The sequence below is a fragment of the Methylocaldum szegediense genome (assembly GCF_949769195.1).
Classification (GTDB): domain Bacteria; phylum Pseudomonadota; class Gammaproteobacteria; order Methylococcales; family Methylococcaceae; genus Methylocaldum; species Methylocaldum szegediense.
Genome location: NZ_OX458333.1, coordinates 1,411,410 through 1,430,701, shown reverse-complemented (window position 1 = coordinate 1,430,701; position 19,292 = coordinate 1,411,410). Strand labels below are relative to the sequence as shown.

General features: G+C 53.8%; 19 protein-coding genes. 7 read left to right on the top strand and 12 right to left on the bottom strand.

Annotation, left to right across the window (positions count from 1 at the left end):
• Nucleotides 1–208 precede the first annotated feature (208 nt).
• Genes QEN43_RS06040 through QEN43_RS06030 form a run of 3 tightly spaced genes read right to left on the bottom strand, consistent with a single transcriptional unit; the run spans nucleotide 209 to nucleotide 2,172 of the window.
• Entirely contained in the window at nucleotides 209–991 is a 783-nt protein-coding gene (locus QEN43_RS06040; protein WP_026610857.1) for an HvfC family RiPP maturation protein, read from the bottom strand.
• The gene (locus QEN43_RS06035; RefSeq protein ID WP_026610858.1) at nucleotides 984–1,826 is read right to left on the bottom strand and encodes an HvfB family MNIO-type RiPP peptide maturase; all 843 of its coding nucleotides are present in this window, start codon (nucleotides 1,824–1,826) and stop codon (nucleotides 984–986) included. The genes QEN43_RS06040 and QEN43_RS06035 overlap by 8 nt, the downstream gene beginning before the upstream one ends.
• Before the next feature lie 22 nt (nucleotides 1,827–1,848).
• Nucleotides 1,849–2,172 carry an HvfA family oxazolone/thioamide-modified RiPP metallophore gene (locus QEN43_RS06030; RefSeq protein ID WP_051331812.1) on the bottom strand — a complete coding sequence of 108 codons (324 nt, stop codon included), beginning with the start codon at nucleotides 2,170–2,172 and terminating at the stop codon, nucleotides 1,849–1,851.
• An 890-nt stretch (nucleotides 2,173–3,062) separates the two neighbouring features.
• On the opposite strand from QEN43_RS06030, the gene QEN43_RS06025 reads away from it, so the two are divergent.
• Nucleotides 3,063–3,845: a response regulator gene (locus QEN43_RS06025; RefSeq protein ID WP_026610860.1), complete on the top strand. Its 783-nt coding sequence runs from the start codon at nucleotides 3,063–3,065 to the stop codon at nucleotides 3,843–3,845.
• A 77-nt stretch (nucleotides 3,846–3,922) separates the two neighbouring features.
• On the opposite strand, the gene orn is transcribed toward QEN43_RS06025, so the two are convergent.
• On the bottom strand, nucleotides 3,923–4,468 hold the full coding sequence (gene orn / locus QEN43_RS06020; protein ID WP_026610861.1) for an oligoribonuclease: 546 nt from the start codon (nucleotides 4,466–4,468) through the stop codon (nucleotides 3,923–3,925).
• Nucleotides 4,469–4,643: 175 nt separating this feature from the next.
• Between orn and QEN43_RS06015 the strand changes: the two genes are divergently transcribed.
• Both QEN43_RS06015 and rsgA read left to right on the top strand, forming a co-directional pair.
• Nucleotides 4,644–5,882, top strand: coding sequence for a M48 family metallopeptidase (locus tag QEN43_RS06015; RefSeq protein ID WP_317963831.1), 1,239 nt, complete (start codon nucleotides 4,644–4,646; stop codon nucleotides 5,880–5,882).
• A gap of 83 nt (nucleotides 5,883–5,965) precedes the next feature.
• Complete coding sequence (rsgA, locus tag QEN43_RS06010; protein ID WP_235726632.1) at nucleotides 5,966–6,841, top strand: ribosome small subunit-dependent GTPase A; 876 nt, start codon at nucleotides 5,966–5,968, stop codon at nucleotides 6,839–6,841.
• Nucleotides 6,842–6,994: 153 nt separating this feature from the next.
• Here rsgA and QEN43_RS06005 read toward each other — a convergent pair whose 3' ends face one another.
• The 6 genes from QEN43_RS06005 to lptM are packed head-to-tail and all read right to left on the bottom strand — an operon-like array spanning nucleotide 6,995 to nucleotide 11,934.
• Nucleotides 6,995–8,026 (bottom strand): DUF2333 family protein, encoded by a 1,032-nt coding sequence (locus QEN43_RS06005; RefSeq protein WP_084162156.1) that lies wholly within the window; start codon nucleotides 8,024–8,026, stop codon nucleotides 6,995–6,997.
• A 56-nt stretch (nucleotides 8,027–8,082) separates the two neighbouring features.
• Entirely contained in the window at nucleotides 8,083–9,006 is a 924-nt protein-coding gene (xerC, locus tag QEN43_RS06000) for a tyrosine recombinase XerC (protein WP_026610864.1), read from the bottom strand.
• A gap of 3 nt (nucleotides 9,007–9,009) precedes the next feature.
• A complete protein-coding gene (locus tag QEN43_RS05995) occupies nucleotides 9,010–9,723 on the bottom strand; it encodes a DUF484 family protein (RefSeq protein ID WP_051331813.1) in 714 nt (237 codons plus the stop codon).
• The gene (gene dapF, locus QEN43_RS05990) at nucleotides 9,720–10,550 is read right to left on the bottom strand and encodes a diaminopimelate epimerase (RefSeq protein ID WP_026610866.1); all 831 of its coding nucleotides are present in this window, start codon (nucleotides 10,548–10,550) and stop codon (nucleotides 9,720–9,722) included. The genes QEN43_RS05995 and dapF overlap by 4 nt, the downstream gene beginning before the upstream one ends.
• A complete protein-coding gene (gene lysA, locus QEN43_RS05985; protein ID WP_026610867.1) occupies nucleotides 10,550–11,797 on the bottom strand; it encodes a diaminopimelate decarboxylase in 1,248 nt (415 codons plus the stop codon). Before lysA ends, dapF begins: the two co-directional genes overlap by 1 nt.
• Nucleotides 11,797–11,934: an LPS translocon maturation chaperone LptM gene (gene lptM / locus QEN43_RS05980; RefSeq protein ID WP_084162158.1), complete on the bottom strand. Its 138-nt coding sequence runs from the start codon at nucleotides 11,932–11,934 to the stop codon at nucleotides 11,797–11,799. The genes lysA and lptM overlap by 1 nt, the downstream gene beginning before the upstream one ends.
• Nucleotides 11,935–12,036: 102 nt before the next feature.
• Here lptM and mutY point away from each other — a divergent pair, with 102 nt between their 5' ends.
• Both mutY and QEN43_RS05970 read left to right on the top strand, forming a co-directional pair.
• Nucleotides 12,037–13,077 (top strand): A/G-specific adenine glycosylase, encoded by a 1,041-nt coding sequence (mutY, locus tag QEN43_RS05975; protein ID WP_026610868.1) that lies wholly within the window; start codon nucleotides 12,037–12,039, stop codon nucleotides 13,075–13,077.
• A 202-nt stretch (nucleotides 13,078–13,279) separates the two neighbouring features.
• A complete protein-coding gene (locus QEN43_RS05970) occupies nucleotides 13,280–13,552 on the top strand; it encodes an oxidative damage protection protein (protein WP_026610869.1) in 273 nt (90 codons plus the stop codon).
• Here QEN43_RS05970 and QEN43_RS05965 read toward each other — a convergent pair.
• The gene (locus QEN43_RS05965) at nucleotides 13,531–14,532 is read right to left on the bottom strand and encodes a L,D-transpeptidase family protein (RefSeq protein WP_235726633.1); all 1,002 of its coding nucleotides are present in this window, start codon (nucleotides 14,530–14,532) and stop codon (nucleotides 13,531–13,533) included. The genes QEN43_RS05970 and QEN43_RS05965 overlap by 22 nt on opposite strands.
• Nucleotides 14,533–14,542: 10 nt before the next feature.
• Complete coding sequence (rdgC, locus tag QEN43_RS05960) at nucleotides 14,543–15,469, bottom strand: recombination-associated protein RdgC (protein WP_026610870.1); 927 nt, start codon at nucleotides 15,467–15,469, stop codon at nucleotides 14,543–14,545.
• A 546-nt stretch (nucleotides 15,470–16,015) separates the two neighbouring features.
• Between rdgC and QEN43_RS05955 the strand changes: the two genes are divergently transcribed.
• A complete protein-coding gene (locus QEN43_RS05955) occupies nucleotides 16,016–18,445 on the top strand; it encodes a Lon protease family protein (RefSeq protein WP_036269036.1) in 2,430 nt (809 codons plus the stop codon).
• Between the two features lie 10 nt (nucleotides 18,446–18,455).
• Entirely contained in the window at nucleotides 18,456–19,199 is a 744-nt protein-coding gene (locus QEN43_RS05950; protein ID WP_026610872.1) for an adenine nucleotide alpha hydrolase family protein, read from the top strand.
• Nucleotides 19,200–19,292: the final 93 nt, after the last annotated feature.

Below are 19,292 nucleotides of genomic sequence, written 5' to 3'. Positions count from 1 at the left end.
TGACATTCCTTGGTAAAACTTGCTGAAATGCTTCGGTGATTGCCGCGTGATTCGTTCCTTGATCCGCTGGTCATCCTGCAAACGTCTCGTTCAAACTTTTTTGGGCGTAGGTTAATAACATAGCAGCCGTTTCTTCACGTTCGCGCGGGGCGGTTTCCGAAGTACCAAAACGAGAAAATGGAGACAGCCGTGAAGATGAACCCGCAAGCTACACTGAGCAGGCCGGCGGATCGATAGCGCCGATGATGCCGCGTTTTCCTAGCGCCCGTAGGGTTTCGGCGCCATGGCTCGCCAGCCCCTCGGGGTCCGAATACCCGAGTTCCTTTGCCACCCTCAACATACAATCCTTTGCGGATATTGAGCCCTCCTCCTCCAGAATCTGCAGAAGCCGGTAAGTCACCGGACTAATTTCCAAGAACTTCACCGTATCTTCACGGTTGCGATATACGACCAAACAGGTGGGTTGTTCCGAGGGATCGGTCGGTTCGTGTCCCGGACCGATTTTGTGTACCGGAAACCGATAGGCCATAGGCCAGGCGACTTCGGAGATGTAGATCGTTTGCTCGAGGGGAGCACTCATCAACGCCGCGCTTTCCTGCGGCGCTTCACCCTCAGCGATGGCCAAAGCCAGTTCTGTCCATTCGTAATGCGCAAGCTCCAGCAAATACGGCGGGTCATTGAAACAAGGGTCGCGCTCGTTTTGCAAATAATCGAGGAATTCCTCGGCTATTTCCGCGAAGTACGGTGTCTTGCTTCGATGCTTGGCGTAGAAATCCTGAACCAGAGCGAACCAGTCGGATTTGCTCAAGATACTCTTGATTACCGGAAAGCCGTTCGCCAAAAAGTTTTCGATGTTGTTGAAGAAAAGTTCGCGATACACCCTCATTCGCGCTAACGCGGTTCCGTGCGGGGGCGGATTGCGATTCGGGTCGCGGATGTATGCGGCAAACGCATACTGTATCTGTTGGAAAGATACGGTCTTTTCAGGCATAACGGCGGGCGGGCTGCGCTACCCGCAGCTGGAGTGCCCGAATCCGTTGAACTTCGGTTAGAAGTTCGGATAGCGGCGGAATGTTGAAATCTCTCTCTAGAAGCGTCGGAAAAACGCCGAATTTCTCGTAAGCAAGCTCCAGCAGGTTCCAAACCGGGTCGACTACTGTTGCCCCGTGCGTGTCGACAAGAAAATCGGCTGACTCGACGTAATGGCCTGCTACATGGGCATACGCGATCCGATGCGCGGGAATTGAGTTCAGGAAAGCTTGCGCATCGTAGCCATGATTGACGCTGTTGACGTAAATATTGTTGATATCGAGCAACAGGTCGCAATCGGCTTCTTCCAGAACTGCATTGAGAAAGTCGATCTCTTCGATTTCCTTGCCCGGTGCGGCGTAATAGGAAATGTTTTCTATCGCGATCCGCCGTTCGAGAATTTCCTGCGTCCTGATGATACGCTGAGCAACATACTTGACCGCGTCCGTCGTAAACGGAATCGGCATGAGATCGTACAGATGGCCGTCATCGCCACAATAACTCAAGTGTTCGCTGTACAGGCGGATGCAATGTCGATCAAGAAAAGCTTTGAGCTCGACGAGAAACGCTTCGTCAAGCGGTGCGGGGCTACCCAGCGACAGAGACAGTCCATGGCAGACGAACGGGAATCGCTCGGTCAAGCTGCGCAGCTGTTTTCCGAGCTTCCCGCCGATTCTTATCCAGTTTTCCGGTGCGATTTCGAAAAAATTGACGGAATCCGGGACTTGATCGGTGAGCGAGCCGATAAAGGCCCGCCTGAGACCAAGTCCCGCCCCTTGAACGGCGTACTGCTTCATGTCGCCGAGCACGCGAACCCGCTTATTGTGCTTGCTGCTCCGTGCTGGGTTGTTGCGTTTGATCGGTTTTCATGCCCGCGCATTTTCCTTCCATGGCTTTTTTCATCTGTTCCTCGCTTTGTTTTTGCATAGCACCGCAGTTCATTTCTGGCGACTTCATCATTTGTGCACCGCACTTCCCTTCACCACAGACCATTTCTTTCTGTTCTTTGCCGGCTTCCGCCACTTGCAGATAGCCACTTGCCAAGTCATTAAGTTTGAAAGGATTTTCAGACGCATTGGCAGCAGCGGAAAGAGACGTTACAACGGCGGCCCCTACAACGGATTTCAGTACTTTTTTCTTCATTGGCTGTTTTTCCTATTCAAGCGATTGCAAATTGTATGCGCTACGCGCGCGGACCCAGAGACCTAAGGATTCAACAAAGCTGCAGGTCGTTAGCCAGGATTACAAATACCGGGAAGTTATTTCCACGATACGCACTGTTAAATATATTATTTTCACACAATCACCGAAAATTGTGCACTCCAGCAGGCAGTCCGTGGCTCTTTGTTCCGTAAGGCTCGGAGTACTCTCCGAAATAAAGCGGCGGGAACGATGTAGTCAGTCTTTGGCCATTGCGCTATGCTCTCGATACATGTAAGAGAGTTCGGCTCAGTCCTGTCGCCGACAGTTTGGCATAGAAACGACGAAAATAGAAAACAGCGATACATTCTCGGGGCGGTTATGTATTGTCGATTTTGCGGAAAAGAAATTAACGATAAAGCCGTTGTTTGTACCGGGTGTGGCCAGCCCGTCGAAAATACGGAGGGTAAGGCTCTAGCAGGAGATCCCTGGAGCTTGTTAGTGATGGCTGGATTGGTAGCTATCACCTTGTTCGTGCCCCCGGTCGGGCTTGTCGCTGGAATCTTTGGCCTTAGAGATGAAGCAAAAAAGGTTCAGGGAGCGGTTCTCACGACGCTAGGGGTGCTCATGAGCCTCCTTATGGCAGCGATCATCCTTGGCTTGTAATCGACGCAGAACTGATCCCCCAGCTCTTGTTTCAAGCGTCACCGGCCGATTCCTTCATCCCTTTTTCATTTCTTGGACCGGCGTTCGTTATGACCTGCAGGGCCGCCGCGAGCAGTTGAACCACACGAGTTTTATGCCTGGCGGGATAGCCTTCTGGAAGCATCCTAAACTGTTTTCAAACGCTGCATTGACGGTTTCGTAAGAAATTCACGTATAAGGACCTTGGGATGTTCCGCAATAAGAACTTCCTGGTTGTCGATGACAATGACATTAACCGAATTCTCTTAAAGACACAGCTTTCCGAGTTAGGCGCACAAGTGACCGAAGCCGCGAATGGCGTCGAGGCTGTCGAACTGGCCCGAAAAGGTTCTTTCGATTTGATTTTTCTGGACCTCCGTATGCCCGTTGTATCCGGCTTCGACGTGATTCGGGCCTTTCACCGAGGCGGGCATGCTGCGAACGGCGAGACCCCGGTGATTGCCGTCACCGCTCACGCACTGCCTCAGCAGCGGAAGCAGATCCTCGACGCGGGATTTCACGATTGCCTGATTAAACCGATTCTGGAAGACCAACTATTGAGAGTGCTCGAAACCTGGCTGTGTCCCAAGAGGCACTACTCATCTTGTGCTTCCCTGCCCTGCACTTCCGATGCGGTTGAACTTAGTAGTCTCCAGTCAATTCTCGAGCAAACTGGCGGTAATCGAAAAGTCGCCGGAATGCTCGTGGCGAAAATGGCTTTGGAACTGCCGGAGGCGTTATCCAATGTGGAAAAGGCTCTGGAAAGGGACGACTATCAGGTAGCGAGAGAAATCACGCACAAGATCAACGGGTCGGCAAGCTTCTGCGGTCTGTCAGGAGTTAGAAAAGCCGCGAACGAGTTGGAAACCGCTCTAATGAGAGAGTCGCCAAAAGACACTTTGCGGGATCGATTTCAAGCGATAGCAAGCGAGATCCAAGCGTTTCTTTCTAAAGCGAACGCTTTCGTTGCGGTGTTGGATCGCTCAGAATGAGCTTTGCCCACTACAGGCGTCAGAAGATAGAACCCACGCTTTCCCGATCCCTATGAATTGAGGACAGCACTCCGTCTTCAAATTTTGAAGAGGCACTCGCGATAGTATCGAAGTTCGGCGATGGATTCCCGAATGTCGTCTAGCGCTCGATGGGAGTTCTTTTTCTTAAAGCCTTCTTTGAGGTGTGGTGCCCAACGTCCTGCTAACTCCTTGAGTGTAGACACGTCGAGGTTGCGATAATGAAAATAGGCCTCCAACGTCGGCATCCATCGCGCCAAGAACCTCCTATCCTGGCAAATGCTGTTGCCGCACATTGGCGAAGCTCCGGCCGGTACCCACTGCTGAAGAAATGAGAGCGTAAGCTTTTCGGCCTCCGACTCGACGATGTGACTTTCCCGGACTCGATCGATCAATCCGGATTCCCCGTGATGCTTCTTATTCCAGTCGTCCATGCGGGCGAGCGTTTCATCGCTTTGATAAATTGCCAACACAGGTCCTTCAGCCAGGATATTCAAGTCTTTGTCGGTCACTATAGTAGCGATTTCGATAATATGGTCGGTCTGCGTGTCGAGACCGGTCATCTCCAAGTCTATCCAGATGAGGTTCTGTGAATCTAGCGCCATGGAGGTTCCTTTGCGGGGAAGGAGTGAAAGTGAAGGACTCAGCGCACTGATGGTCTATCGAAGTGCCAAGCCTGCAAGAGAACTATTGTCCCAAATATCCAAGAAATCTTGTCAGGGATTTTACCAAAGGCTAAGCTGTAAAACCCAGCAAAACTAAGCCTTTAATCCGATGAGTATGTTTAGTTTCCTATTTCTCGCAGCCCTAGCCGTTTCTTTTGCGGTCGAGTTGTGGTTGTCCCATCGGCAGGTGGCTTATGTTCGTGCGCATAGGAATGCGGTTCCCGACGCATTCAAAGAAACCATCTCGCTAGAGGCACATCAGAAAGCAGCGGATTATACGACGGATAAAGTGCACTTGGGCAATATCGACCGTATCGTCAGCGTATTGATCCTATTGCTGTTTACATTTGGCGGCGGTATCGATGTTGTGAATCGTTTTTGGACCGAATTTGAACTCTCGCCCTTGATCACGGGAGTCGCGGTAATTCTCTCGACAATGCTTTTGATCAACCTGCTCGAACTTCCCATCAGCATTTACCAGACATTTGTCATAGAAGAGCGTTACGGGTTTAACCGCAACACGCCTAAGCAATTTGCAATCGATCTGCTTCTTCAAACCGGTCTCAGCCTACTTATCGGCGGGCCTTTGCTCGCCTTGATACTGTGGATCATGCAAAGCGTCGGAACCTATTGGTGGTTGGTGGCATGGTCTATCGTGATGGTGTTCTCTATTCTCATGAGTTGGGCTTTTCCCACTTTTATCGCGCCGTTGTTCAATAAATTCACGCCGTTGCAAGACGAGACCCTGAAGAAACGCATAGAGACACTGCTAGATCGCTGCGGCTTTCAGAGCAAAGGCATATTTGTAATGGACGGCTCGCGTCGATCCGGACATGGAAATGCTTATTTCACTGGAATCGGGGACAGCAAGCGTATCGTTTTTTTCGATACCCTGATGAATTCCTTAAATCACGATGAATTGGAAGCGGTCTTGGCGCACGAACTCGGTCATTTTCGACGCAGGCATGTTTTAAAGATGCTTGTGGCAAGCGCAGTGATAACGCTGATTGGCTTTGCCTTGCTCGGCTGGCTAAGTGGACAAGAATGGTTTTACAGTGGTCTTGGGGTGAGCAGCCAATCGGATGCTCTTGCGCTTCTTTTATTCATGTTGGTCGCGCCGGTGTTTGCTACGTTTCTCCAGCCGATCATCGCGTATTTCCAACGCCGGCACGAATTTGAAGCGGACGATTTTGCGGCGGCTTACACCAATCCGGGCCATCTCATCAGCGCACTCGTTAAGCTCTATCGCGATAATGCCAGCACATTGACGCCAGATCCGCTTTATTCTGCCTTCCATTACAGTCACCCCCCCGCGTCGATTCGTATCGCCAATCTCTCGGCTAAATCTGCATAAGACAGATGGTGAAGAGAGGGAGAGAATCGCCCGTCGCGAGGTCAAAATCCGGCTCATCAGCATCTCATCTGCGCGAAGGTCTCGTGATTGCTCATCTCGGCCAAGGGCTAGCCGTAGAAGATACATCGGGCGAAACAATCCTTTGTCAGACTAAACGGCGCGTGGGTTTGGTGACGGTGGGTGATCGTGTATTGTGGGAGCGATGTGACGGGAATATGGGGCGGGTTGTAGAGATTTTACCCCGCCGCAGTGTATTGACTCGTCCGGGCCATAACGAGGCCGTGCGTCTCGTGGCGGCCAACTTGGATCGAGTTTTCGTGGTCGTGGCTCCCGAACCGGAACCCGATTGGTTATTGGTCGATCAATACTTAGCGGCGTGTGAGCACCGCCAGCTTGGGGCGGATATCATTTTCAACAAAGTGGATCTGCTCGCGAGCCGAGACATAGCGGAACACTTGCTGGCCGACTATCGCCGAATCGGTTATGCGTGCTTTCTCATCAGCGTGAGAACCGGTGAAGGGTTGTCCGCGTTGCGAAAAGAACTGATCGGGCAATGCAGTATGCTAGCCGGACAGTCGGGTGTCGGAAAATCGTCGCTCACGAATGCCCTATTGCCAGATAAACAGCTGCTCACACAAACCCTTTCCGAAAAAACGGGCTTGGGACGGCATACTACGACTACGGCCACGCTTTACCATCTGCCTGACGGAGGCGATCTCATCGATAGTCCCGGCGTTTCGATTTTTGGTTTGGCCGAAATGAGCACTCGTGACTTGGCAGCCGGCTTTCGCGAGTTTCAACCCTGGATTCCCCGGTGCCGTTTCGGCGATTGTAAGCACATCAACGATAAAGGTTGTGCCGTACGCGAAGCCGCGGAAACCGGTGCCCTGCCCTACGCCCGCTATCAGCGCTATTTAAAACTGATCGAGAAGCTCCCGCCCTCGCAAAGAACCTATTAAAGAAAGGTCTCATAAAGCCCTTCGACAGGCCCGTCCTGAGCTTGTCGAACGCTTTTCTGGCCTGTCGAAGGGCATGAAACCGACTCCCTTTGTTCAGCGCTTCCCTAACCCAAAGAGCCTGACGGCCACGGCACTGGGACGCCTCAAATCCGGTCATCCTTGCTGCAGGAGGCTGCGCAAGTCGATCGTAGCGGCATTCGCTCTGGCGATATAGTTCGCTAAGGTCAGCGAATAGTTGGCAAATAAGCCAAAACCGCCTCCGTTCAGGATCACCGGGCTCAAGAACGGAGCCTGACCGTCCTCCAGTTCATGGATCACTTGCTCCAGCGAGACCAATGCGGTCTTGTTGCCGAGAATATCCCTGAAATCAAACTCGATCGCTTTCAGAACATGCATGGCGGCCCAGGTATAGCCGCGCGCTTCGAAAAAGACGTCATCGATCAGCAGCCACGGTGTCTTCGATATCCCAGCACGGCGGGTTTCCGTGCCCATTTGTTGGGTGTCCCCGGCGCTCGCGCTCAAGCGGTTGGACAGATCACCCAAGCGCTTTTCCAACACTTCCAGATATTGGCGTAGATTGTCGGCACGAGAATAAAAATTGGCTTCACGTTTCAGCAAACGCGCTCGATAACGCTCGAGAGCCTCGATTCCCTTTTGATATTCGGACTCGGACGAAGGCAATTGCCACGACTTGTGATCGAAATAGAAAAACGGCTCGGCCCTTGCCAAATCCGGATCTTCTTGGGACTGGGTTTGTGCTCGCGAAATATGGTTGCGCAATGCCGTGGTCGCGTCGCGCAAGGCGATAAGGGCGCCGTATTCCCAAGACGGAATATTGTCCATCAGAACCCCGGGAGGGAAAACGTCGTTGACGAGAAGCCCGCCCGGCTTATTCAGCAGCGTATTCCCGATCTCGATCAGAGCCGTTGTATACGTGTATCCAAGTGGTAACTCCTTAGGATTCTTGACATTTCCCGCGCGTGCGGCGACTTCTAGAACGTCGAACTTTTCAGGTTCTCTACCCCAGTACCAAGAAATGGCAAAGGTAATCAGAGCGATCATAGCCACTGAAGCACCGATTACCCAAACGAGTCTTTTTTCCGTCTTCGTTTTAGGGGCGAGTGCGCTTTTTATCCGCGAGCCGAGCGATGCCGACGGACGTTCGGTTTGTTCTGGCGCTGACATGAATTAAGCCTTATTGACGGTTCCCCGAATAGGTCATTATAGCGTAAAGGGTCTATCTAGGTCACAGGCGAGCCCGGCCCCCGCTTCTTGGCACGCGGATGGGATTGATCGTATACGGTCGCCAAATGTTGGAAGTCAAGATGGGTATAAATCTGCGTGGTGCTCAGATTGGCATGGCCGAGCAATTCCTGGACGGCACGCAAATCCCCGCTAGATTCCAATATGTGACTGGCGAAGGAATGTCTGAGCATGTGAGGATGCACATGCTGCGGCAATCCCAGTTTGACCTGCCATCGTTCCAATCGCAGTTGTACCGTTCTGCAGGCGATACGCTTTCCTCTGCGGCTCACAAATAGCGCCTTTTCGCTGGAGCACGCATAGCCAGGACGAAGTTCCAACCAACGTTGGATGGCTTGGCGGGCGCAACGCCCTACCGGCACAACGCGGGACTTTTGTCCTTTACCATGCCGTACGAGTACGGTCCCGGAATCCAAGTCGAGATCCTGCGTGTCAAGCGAAACCAATTCGCTCAGTCGCAGACCCGAGGAATAGAACAGCTCCCACATGGCGACATCGCGAATCTCGAGTTCGTCTTCCGGTAGCCCTTCCAAAAGCCCGTTCATTTGGTCGGCGTCCAAGAGTGAGGGCAATTTTCGAGACGTCTTGGGCGAACGTACCCCGCGCGCCACGTTATCTGCAATCCGGCGCCGATTGACCAGAAAATTAAGAAAGCTGCGTATGGCAGATAGTTCTCGTTGCAGGCTACGGCTGCCGACTCCATCGCGATGACGGGACGCGATATGGTCTCGAATGTGAGCCGGCACTAGCTCTTCCCAGGACGAAATGCCGTGAAGCTCGCAGTATCGTTTCAGTTGCGCGAGATCACGAGAATAACTGGCTAAGGTATGCGGAGAAACCCTCTGTTGAAACCGCAGTACATCGAGAAACTCGGCGACCTGTTGTTCCGCGGTTTGGTGCATGACTCAGGTGCGACCAGCGAGCAAGGACGCAAACCGGGCGGCAACGACTTCCCCCAATTGTCCCAAGAAGTGCAATCCCATGCCCGCTCGGAATCGATTTCCATCGCGGCTACCGATCGCGAGCAATCCCTTGAATCCCGCATGTTGCAGAGGTATCAGCGCATGTGAAAGGACGTTCGAAGCACTGCCGCCGAACAAGTACTTGGCTTGGCTGTGGTCCGGTTTCCCGCAATAAGGAGAACCGCTATCGAGAGTCGAGGCGAAGAGCGCAAGCTCTGCGTCGCTTGGTGTTACACAAAGTCCAGCGATCGGACTCTCAATGGCGGGTTGGATAATCTTAATCGTAACGAAATCGGCTTGAAAATATTCGTGGAGACTCCACGTTAAGCCACCGAGCGCGTCCTCCAGTGTCGTCGCGTCTAGCAAGGTCAGTGTCAATTGGTGGATGCGCTGATGTAAAGCATCGTTGTCGCGCGCGATCTGCAGAATATCGTTCAACTGCGATTCAAGCTGGCGGTTACTATCCCGCAAAAGGGAAATTTGCCGTGTTACGAGGGACACGGCCTCTCCGCAGGGATGCGGAATCTTCAGGATTTTCAGCAAATCCAGCTGGTTTTCGAAGAAATCGGGGTGCTGACGCAAGTAACGCTCTACTTCGGCAGCGGACACTGTCGTTTCTTCACGATGCTTGGGTGTTTTTGGATTAATCAGGCTCATAATTCGATTTCGCCCTCGAACACGCAAACGGCCGGCCCGGTCATAAACACCGGCCTCCCCCTCCCTTCCCAGGCTATGTAAAGAGAACCGCCGGGAAGGTCCACTTGTACCGGACTCTCGATCTCATCCTGTTCTATGCCGACGACGGTCGCGGCACAGGCTCCGCTACCGCAGGCTAGGGTCTCGCCTGAACCCCGCTCGAAAACGCGAAGCTTGATACGGTGTCGGTCCACGACCTGGGCAAAACCGATGTTCGCCCTCTCTGGGAAGATCGGATGCCGTTCCAAAAGCGGACCCAATCGTTCGACCGGCGCATGGTCGATGTCATCGACCCTGAGCACGGCGTGCGGGTTGCCCATCGAAACCGCGCCGAAAGACCAAGCGTTTCCGTCCAGGACAACCTCATAAGACACCGCCTCGTCGGCTATATCCAGCGGGATTTCCGCAGGCGCATGCTTAGGAATCCCCATATTAACCGTAACCAGACCGTCGCTTCTATGGACTAAACGCAATTGGCCGGCATCGGTATCGACCACGATTTCGTCTTTGTCGCATAAGCCTTGATCGCGAACGAAACGCGCGAAGCAACGAGCACCGTTTCCGCATTGCGCAACTTCTCCGCCATCTGCATTGAAAATACGATAGCGAAAGTCGGCGTTCCAGCTGATAGGCGGTTCGACGATCAGAACTTGGTCACAGCCGATGCCAAAGTGCCGGTCTGCAATACGGCGAACGTTCTCGGGTGTTAAAGAAACGTTCTGACGTACACCGTCGAACACAACGAAGTCGTTGCCGAGTCCATGCATTTTGGTGAACTTCAGCGCCATCAGTCGATTATCCGTTCGCCTTGGAAAAGTTGCGCGATCGTTTCGCGCTTTCGAATCAAGTGAGCGCGCGATCCGTCGACCATAACCTCGGCGCAACGGGGACGTGAGTTGTAATTGGAACTCATGCTGAAGCCGTAAGCACCCGCGGACCGAATCGCCAGCAGATCCCCTGGCGCGATCGCAAGCTCGCGTCCTTTGCCGAGAAAATCACCGGTTTCACAGACAGGCCCGACGATATCGTAAACGCGATGTGCCGCGCTGGCTGCGGCTTGGACCGGCAGAATCTCCTGCCAAGAATCGTAGAGAGCGGGCCGAACGAGGTCGTTCATGGCCGCGTCGACGATTGCAAAATTCTTGTCCTGATTCGATTTCAGGTATTCCACGCGGGTCAGTAGAACGCCGGCATTGCCCACGATGGCGCGGCCGGGTTCGATGAGAATCTCATAATCCGTGTGCTCAAGCCTATCCAACAGCGCCGTTGCGTATTCCCAAGGTTCCGGCGGCTGCTCATCTTTATAGCGTATGCCGAGCCCCCCTCCCAAATCCAGATGATGGAGCTTGATTCCTTGTGCTTTCAAGGTTTCGACAAGCACCAGGATACGATCGAGAGCGTCCAGGAAAGGCTGGATCGCTGTCAGTTGGGAGCCGATGTGGCAGTCGATGCCGGTTACCTGAAGATACGGCATATCGGCGGCACGCCGGTACTGCTGCAAGGCCTCGGAAACATCGATTCCGAATTTATTCTCCCGGAGTCCCGTGGATATGTACGGATGGGTGAGTGCATCCACGTCCGGATTCACGCGCAGCGACACCGGTGCTGTGACACCAAGTTCGCCAGCGATTCGGTTCAACCGGTCCAGCTCGGACGGAACTTCGACGTTGAAGCAGCGGATACCGACTTCGAGCGCACGCCGCAATTCGTCTTCACGCTTTCCTACGCCGGAAAAAACGACCTTTGCAGGATCGCCGCCTGCCGCCAAAACGCGTTCCAACTCGCCTACGGACACGATATCGAAACCCGAGCCCATGCGTGCCAAGAGATTTAGCAGCGCCAGGTTGGAATTGGCCTTGACCGCGTAGCAAACGAGGTGGGGCCTACCGGCGAAAGCGTCGTCGAACGCTCGCCAATGGCGTTCGATCGTGGCACGCGAATAGACATAGCACGGCGTGCCGTAACGTTCCGCGATGGCAGATAGGGGCACGTCCTCGGCGCACAGTACGCCGCCCTGATAATTGAAATAATCCATCAGCGTTCTTTCGATGCGGGCTCTTCGTTTGACGCTGGTTCTTCACTGGGAAGATAAAGCGGCCCTTTTTGGCCGCATCCCGAGAGGACAAGAGTGAGTAAAATGAGCGAGACGAGATTTCGACGTGGAAGCGACATGATTTTTCGGTTTGCGGTGTCGTGTCGGCGATAAATGAGCTTATTCTAAAGGAAAAACCGGGTCGGCCAAATCCGTGACTTCAGTCTCTTCTTCTGTTTCATATGCAACATGAAAATTTCCAAAGGGCTGTTCTCGGCTGGTTCGATCAGTACGGGCGCACGCATCTACCCTGGCAGAAAGAGCGAACACCGTATCGGGTTTGGATTTCGGAAATCATGCTTCAGCAGACCCAAGTCGGGACAGTAATCCCATATTTCGAACGCTTTCTGGCCCGGTTTCCGGATGTTGAATCTCTAGCGGAATCTTCCTTCGATGAGGTTATTGCATTGTGGGCCGGGCTTGGCTATTACGCCCGTGCTCGCAATCTGCACAGAGCGGCGCGAATCATCGTAGAGCGACATCGAGGACAATTGCCCACCTCTCTCGAAGAATTGAGCGCGTTGCCCGGCATCGGGCGTTCCACGGCCGGGGCGATCCTGAGCCTTGGATCGGGGATTCGGGCACCGATCCTGGACGGCAACGTCAAGCGGGTCTTGTGTCGTCACCGAGGAATCGAAGGCTGGCCCGGGAATCCTCGAATTCTGGAAAAGTTATGGGAGCTCAGCGAGGCGTTGACGCCTTCCATTCGTGTCGCGGATTATAACCAGGCCATGATGGATCTTGGTGCGACCGTGTGCACCAAGCGAAATCCGGGCTGTTCTACCTGCCCTGTCGGCCGAGATTGCGAAGCATTCCGGTCGGGACGAATCGATGCCATCCCGGCAACGAAACCGAGACGAACCTTGCCTGTCAAGCGATGTTTCATGCTGGCACTGACAAACGGCCATGGCGCGTTCTACTTGGAAAAACGCCAGAACGTCGGAGTTTGGGGGGGGCTTTGGAGTTTGCCGGAATTCGATTGCGAAGAGGATGTCTATGCGTGGTGTGGGAAACAACATATCGATTGTTCCAACCTTGAGCGCCTCCCTCAGCGACGGCATACTTTTTCTCACTATCACCTGGATTTTGTTCCCTTGGTGGTCCGCACCGGCTCAGATCACTGTCAGATCGGCGAACCGTCGCTGGGTTCATGGTTAATACCGAACGAAACGATCGGACTGCCAGCGCCGATTCTGAAACTGCTGACGGAGATCGCTGACTAAAAGACGTATTTCGGAGGCCGTTCAATCTGAGCCTTTCGGCGGACCTATCCCGAGCGAAGCCGAAGGCTCATGACAGGCCCGTCGAACGGGGTTCTCGAACTTCCGGGATTAACCTCGAAGTCCGATAGCGGCGGATTTACCGAAAAGATGCGACGGATGGGGCGAAACGGTTACTCAAGGGTTAGTCGACAAGAGGTAACGAATGACGCGACGAGTCAAATGTGCACGTTTAGGCATTGAAGCCGAAGGATTGGAGAAACCGCCCTTCCCCGGCCCGGAAGGGCAGCGGATTTTCGAACATATTTCCGCTCAGGCATGGCAGGATTGGCTCAAACTCCAGACCATGCTCATCAACGAACACCGGCTCACGCCTTTTGAGCCGGAAGCGCGAAAATTTCTCGCGAAAGAGCGCGAGAAATTTCTTTTCGGTGGCGGAGCGGAAATGCCGGAGGGCTACGTCCCCCCCAAGGACTGAATCGTTTCTGGGAGGGGCTCGGAAGGCTTAGAAATCGCCACCGGAATGCCGGTCGGTTTCTGCAGCGCTTGCCTCATCGCTGCGCCGTCGATGGTGATTTCCTTGCCTTTTGTCTTCTTTTCGAGCAAATCCATGGCCAGGTTGAGCAACTGCTCATAGCTCATGCGGTCTTCATCCAGGGGCTGATGCACTTCCATGTATAAAGTCCCCGCCGACCAGCCCAGCTTGACCGGCTGATTGACCAAATGGACCGGGGTGCCGACATTGACAAGAGGATAAAGACGCTCGATATCCTCCGGATACATCCGAATGCACCCGTGGGTCACTCGCATGCCGATACCATATGCTTTATCGATGCCCGTGCCGTGGATCAGATAGCCCGGAACGCCTAACCGCAAGGCGAAGCGGCCGAGCGGATTCAAAGGCCCGGGCGGAACCACATCCGGCAGGATATCCCCTTCTCGCGCATGCTCTTGTTTGATGGATTCCGGTGGCCTCCACGCCGGATCCTTCACTTTCTGGGCAACCTTGGTGGTACCCAGAGGCGTACGCCAATCCATACGACCTATGCTGACCGGATAGGTTATCACTTGTGTCGCCTTGGCTTTCGGCTGCGTCGGATAATAGTAAAGGCGCATTTCTGGGATATTGACGACGATACCGGAGCGCGGCGCGTCGGGAAGAATAAATTGCCGGGGAATCAAGACCTCCGTGCCTTCTCCGGGCAACCAGCGATCGACCGTCGGGTTGGCCATGACGATCTCGTCCTGGCCGATGCTGAAATCACGGGCGATATCGATGAGCGTGTCTTCATGCTTCGCCTTGGTATATTGAATTTCGCCGACCAAGTCGCTTCCATCGTCAGGTAACGCGAATGCTTCCGCCTTAACCCCGAGCGGAGCGGCAAGCATGAAGACAACCCCCAACCAAAGCGGTATCCGTTTCTTGATGCACGGCAATTTTGTTGTTTTTTGCAACATCGCGTAATTCCTACACCACAGGTTGTTTCGTTTGAAGATCTTCGCCGCCGAAGAGTTCGATCAAACGCGGCAAGAATGCCGCAATCTCGAGACTCATAACGGCAAAATCCGCGTCGAAGCGCTCGACCGGGTCGGACGTCTCGACCTGTGCGGCCTCGTCCTGAACCAAATCCAGAAAACGGAGTTTCTTGATGCTCAACGTTTCGTCGATCACGAAGCTTAGACGATCATTCCACGTGACCGCCAATTTAATGACCTCCTTACCGGCTTCGATGTGATTTTGAATCTCCGGCGCGTTAAGGTCATGGCGACGGCAGCGGACGATGCCCCCGTCCTCTTCCGGAGATCGTAGTTCGCATTCGCTTTCCAGAGTGATATCGGGCGGCAAGTCGTTGCCCATGACCCACCGGGTCATGATAGCACTGGGCCGTTCACGGGTCGTTGGAGGAACCACCGGTAAAGACTCGAGGCACTGCCGCAATAGCGAAGCGATTTCCTCGGTTTTCTTCGCGCTGGCACAATCCGCGACGAGCCACCCGCCTTTAGGATCGATATAAGCATATGTGCGCCGGCTGTGACTAAACGCTCGCGGCAGTAAATCCTGCAATACTTCATCGCGCAGAGCCTCCCTCTCTTTCCGCCGTACAGGGCGGCCTTGTCGGTCTTCGATCTCTGCCACCTGCTCCGACAAAATCTCGTTCACTACTGAGGCGGGAACGATCTTTTCTTCTTTTTGAGCACATACCATGACAAACCCGTTCGCGACGTGCGCTAACGGAAACGTGTCCTTGCCGAGAGGCGCACACCAGCCGTAACTAATGGGTTCGAGACTACCACATGGACGAAAGCGGCGCGCGTCGAGCTTCTGTGCGAATTCTACTGGATCCAGATCAAAGGGCTCGGTAAAACGTAATAGAGAGAGGTTTTTAAACCACATAATTCGGAAACGATGACCAAAAGGGGCGAATTATGGCGATTGGCGCGCTCGTTGTCATCAATACCGCTTAACTGCTTTTCAACCCAAACAAAAAGCGTGAATGGAGTATATTCGTCATAACTGGAGCATAAGGATGCAACGGCCGATTTGATGCGATGGTCCTACGCGTAGGCCACCTCTAACGAGTGACGCGCCGTGGTCTGCAGGCATTCCACGGCATATAGTGGCGCTCTGAGCGAATCGCTCGACAGGCTCAGTCGAGCGCCAGCATATGAATAGGATTTGTGGTGAGCGGCAGAATCAACTTGCAGAGCTTTTCTTAGCTTGCCGAGAAACGAGAATTCATCGACGTTACTCGGTCTTAATTATTTTCGAGTCCTATGCTGATGCTGACCTTCGTTCGAGAACTTTGGCTTTCGGAGATGAGCTGACAAGACAGCTCATCACGAAATTTCAACGTCCGCGGACCCGCGAGAAGAGATCCGCTGCCGTTGTGGGAAAGATCCAACCTGTTTTAACCACCTTTTTGAAGAGTTGAGTAATTCTATGGGCAACCACCGACAGCCTCTTCCAGCGAGTGTTCTCTACAAAGCCTGCGATCCACGGGAATTCGATTTCTCGACTACCGACGAGTTGGCCGATATCGGGGTCGTAATAGGCCAGGAACGAGCGCTGGATGCTATTCAGTTCGGCATTTCCATCGGTCGAAAGGGATACAACATATTTGCTCTAGGTCCAAGCGGGATCGGAAAGCTGGCGGCGGTCAAGGAAATCGTCGGTCGTGAAGCTGAAAATCGGCCGGTACCTGACGATTGGTGCTACGTGAATAATTTCGCCGAGAGCTCAAAGCCGAGAGCCTTGAGATTGCCTGCGGGCTACGGACGTCGTTTCGCCCGAGACATAGAACAGCTCATCGAGGAACTAAGCACCGTTATTCCGGCGGCATTCGAGGGGGAAGAATACCGTAGTCGCGCGGAAGAGATCGAGGAAGAAGCGAAGGAACGCGAGATCAACGCGATCAATGAGTTACGCCGGAAATCCCTGCAGCAAGGCATCGCGCTCATAGAAACACCTACTGGTTTTGCCTTTGCTCCGGTGGACGAGAAAGGCGAGGTGCTCGGTCCGGAGCAATTTCAAAAGCTTTCCGAGCGTCAGCAGGAACAGATTCAGGAGGCCGTAACGGCTTTACGCCAACAGTTGCAAAAGGTGTTGAAGCAATTTCCCGTATGGCGCAAGGAGGCCAAAGAAAAGCTGAAAACGTTGAATCGGGAGATTGCCGAGTTTGCCGTCAACCATTTGGTCGACGAGCTAAAAACCCGTTATGCCGCGATTCCGGGAGTCGTTCAGTATTTGGATGAGGCACGAAGAGAAATCATCGATCACGCGGAAGATTTTTTCCCCAAACAGGACGGTGGCATTGCATCGTTGATGGGGCAAATCGCACCGAGGCCAAGTCCTTTCATGCGCTACAAGGTCAATCTGCTGGTCGACAATGGCGAACGCAAATGCGCTCCGGTCATCTTCGAAAGCTTGCCGAGCCACAACAACCTGGTCGGTCGCGTCGAATACCAAGCCTATATGGGGGCTCTGGTCACCGATTTCACGATGATCAAGCCCGGTGCTCTGCATATTGCCAACGGCGGGTATTTGATCCTGGATGCTCGCAAAGTACTCATGCAGCCTTTTGCCTGGGACAGTCTGAAACGCGTCCTCGAAGCGGGCGAAATCCGTATCGAATCCTTGGAGCGTGCGCTGAGCGTAATCAGCACTGCGAGCCTCGAGCCGGAACCGATTCCTCTGGACATCAAGGTTATTTTGATCGGGGATCGCCTCCTCTATTACCTGCTTAGTATTTATGATCCGGAATTTCGCGAGCTCTTCAAAGTGTCGGCGGATTTCGAAGAAATGATCGACCGAGATGCGGATGGTTATGCGATGTACGCTCGGCTCATTGCCAGCTTGGCTCGCAAGAACCAGTTACGCCCGCTCGACAAGGAAGCCGTTATCCGAGTGGTGGAACATGCCGCGCGTTTGGTGGGCGATTCGGAGAAATTATCGACCCATCTGCGCAGCCTGGACGACCTTCTCAAGGAGGCGGATCACTGGGCGGCGCAAGTGCCGCGCAATATCATCACACGGGACGATATCCAGGCAGCCATCGACCATCAGATTCGCAGAGTGGATCGGATCCGCGAGCGCGTGTATGAAAACATCCGGCGGGGAACGATTTTCATCGATACTGACGGAGCGGTAGTCGGCCAGATCAACGGCCTATCTGTTATCGGTTTGGGTGATTTCACGTTCGGTCAGCCTTCCCGCATCACCGCCACGACTCGGCTGGGTAACGGTAAAATTTTGGATATCGAGCGCGAAAGCGAACTTGGAGGAGCCATTCACAGTAAGGGCGTCATGATTTTGTCGGGTTTCCTGGCGCAGCGGTATGCCAAGACCCGGCCGTTTTCAGTGAGCGCCAGCCTGGTGTTCGAGCAGTCGTACGGGCCGATCGAAGGTGACAGCGCATCAGTAGCGGAGCTCAGCGCAATTTTATCGTCACTGGCCGACCTGCCTATCCGTCAATCTCTCGCGATAACCGGTTCAGTCAATCAGCACGGACAGGTCCAGCCTATCGGCGGGGTCAACGAAAAGATAGAAGGCTTTTTCGATGTCTGCGCCGCGATCGGTCTAAACGGGCAGCATGGGGTTATCATACCGTCAGCGAATGTCAAACACCTCATGCTTCGTCAGGATGTGGTCGAAGCCGCGAAAGCCGGTAAGTTTCATATCTACGCCGTCGACACGGTAGATCAAGCCCTGGAACTGCTCATGGGTATGCCGGCCGGGGAACGCGACGAGACAGGCAAGTTCCCGATTGACAGCATCAATGGCCGTATCGAGAGACGCCTCCAGGAGTGGACCGACCTCCAAAGGGAGTTCAGGAGCCAAGAAAAAGCCGGAGATAATCGAAATCATGACTGAGGATACCCCTATGAGCGAGCGTGTCGTCGTTGCTTTGAACGTGCTTCGCCACGACATCGACGTCCTCGAACTGGCGGCGCATCTAGCAGCGCGAAAGCGCGCTCGGCTGGTCGCGTATTATGTGGAGGAGACGAACCTCATCCATCTTGCTGGACTTCCCTTTGCCATGGAGATCGATCGATTTAGCGCGGCAGAGCGCAAAATCGATTTGCCACGCATGATGCGGACGCTCCGTACCAGTACCGAACAAATCCAGAAAACGCTTTACCAGCTGAATGAACGTCTGCATATCGACACCAGCTTCCGAACCCTACGTGGACATTTTGTTTCGGCGGTGATGTCGGAGATAGAGCAAGTCGATGTCGTTTTCCTCTCCAGGCGAACTGAGCCTCATAAGAGCCACGCCGCCAAGAGAGCCGCTCACTACCCCCTTTGGGTCGTATTCGACGGTTCGGCGGAAAGCGAGCGAGCCTTGCGAATGGCGGTCGATCTGGCCCTTCTGGAATCCACTGGCCTATGTGTTGCCCTTCCGGCGGCGACCGATCGCGAGGCCGAAGCATTGAGACGGCAGGCATTGGAATGTTGCGCTCCTAGCGGAGCCGTGCGTTTCGTTTCTGTTTACCCTTTCGACGCATCGAACTTATTACGTTCGATGCGGCATACGGGTTGCCGCTTGCTGGTGGTAAAGCGCCAAAATGGTGGGTTCAACAAAGCGATCTCGGAGACTGTCCCCTGCCCTGTGGTCTTGGTTTGAGCAACCCAGTCCAAAGGACTGAGCCGAGCCCTTTTCCACAAAGTGAATGGCCGCGAAATTCGCGGCCATTCGATCGATGACGACTTACCTAAA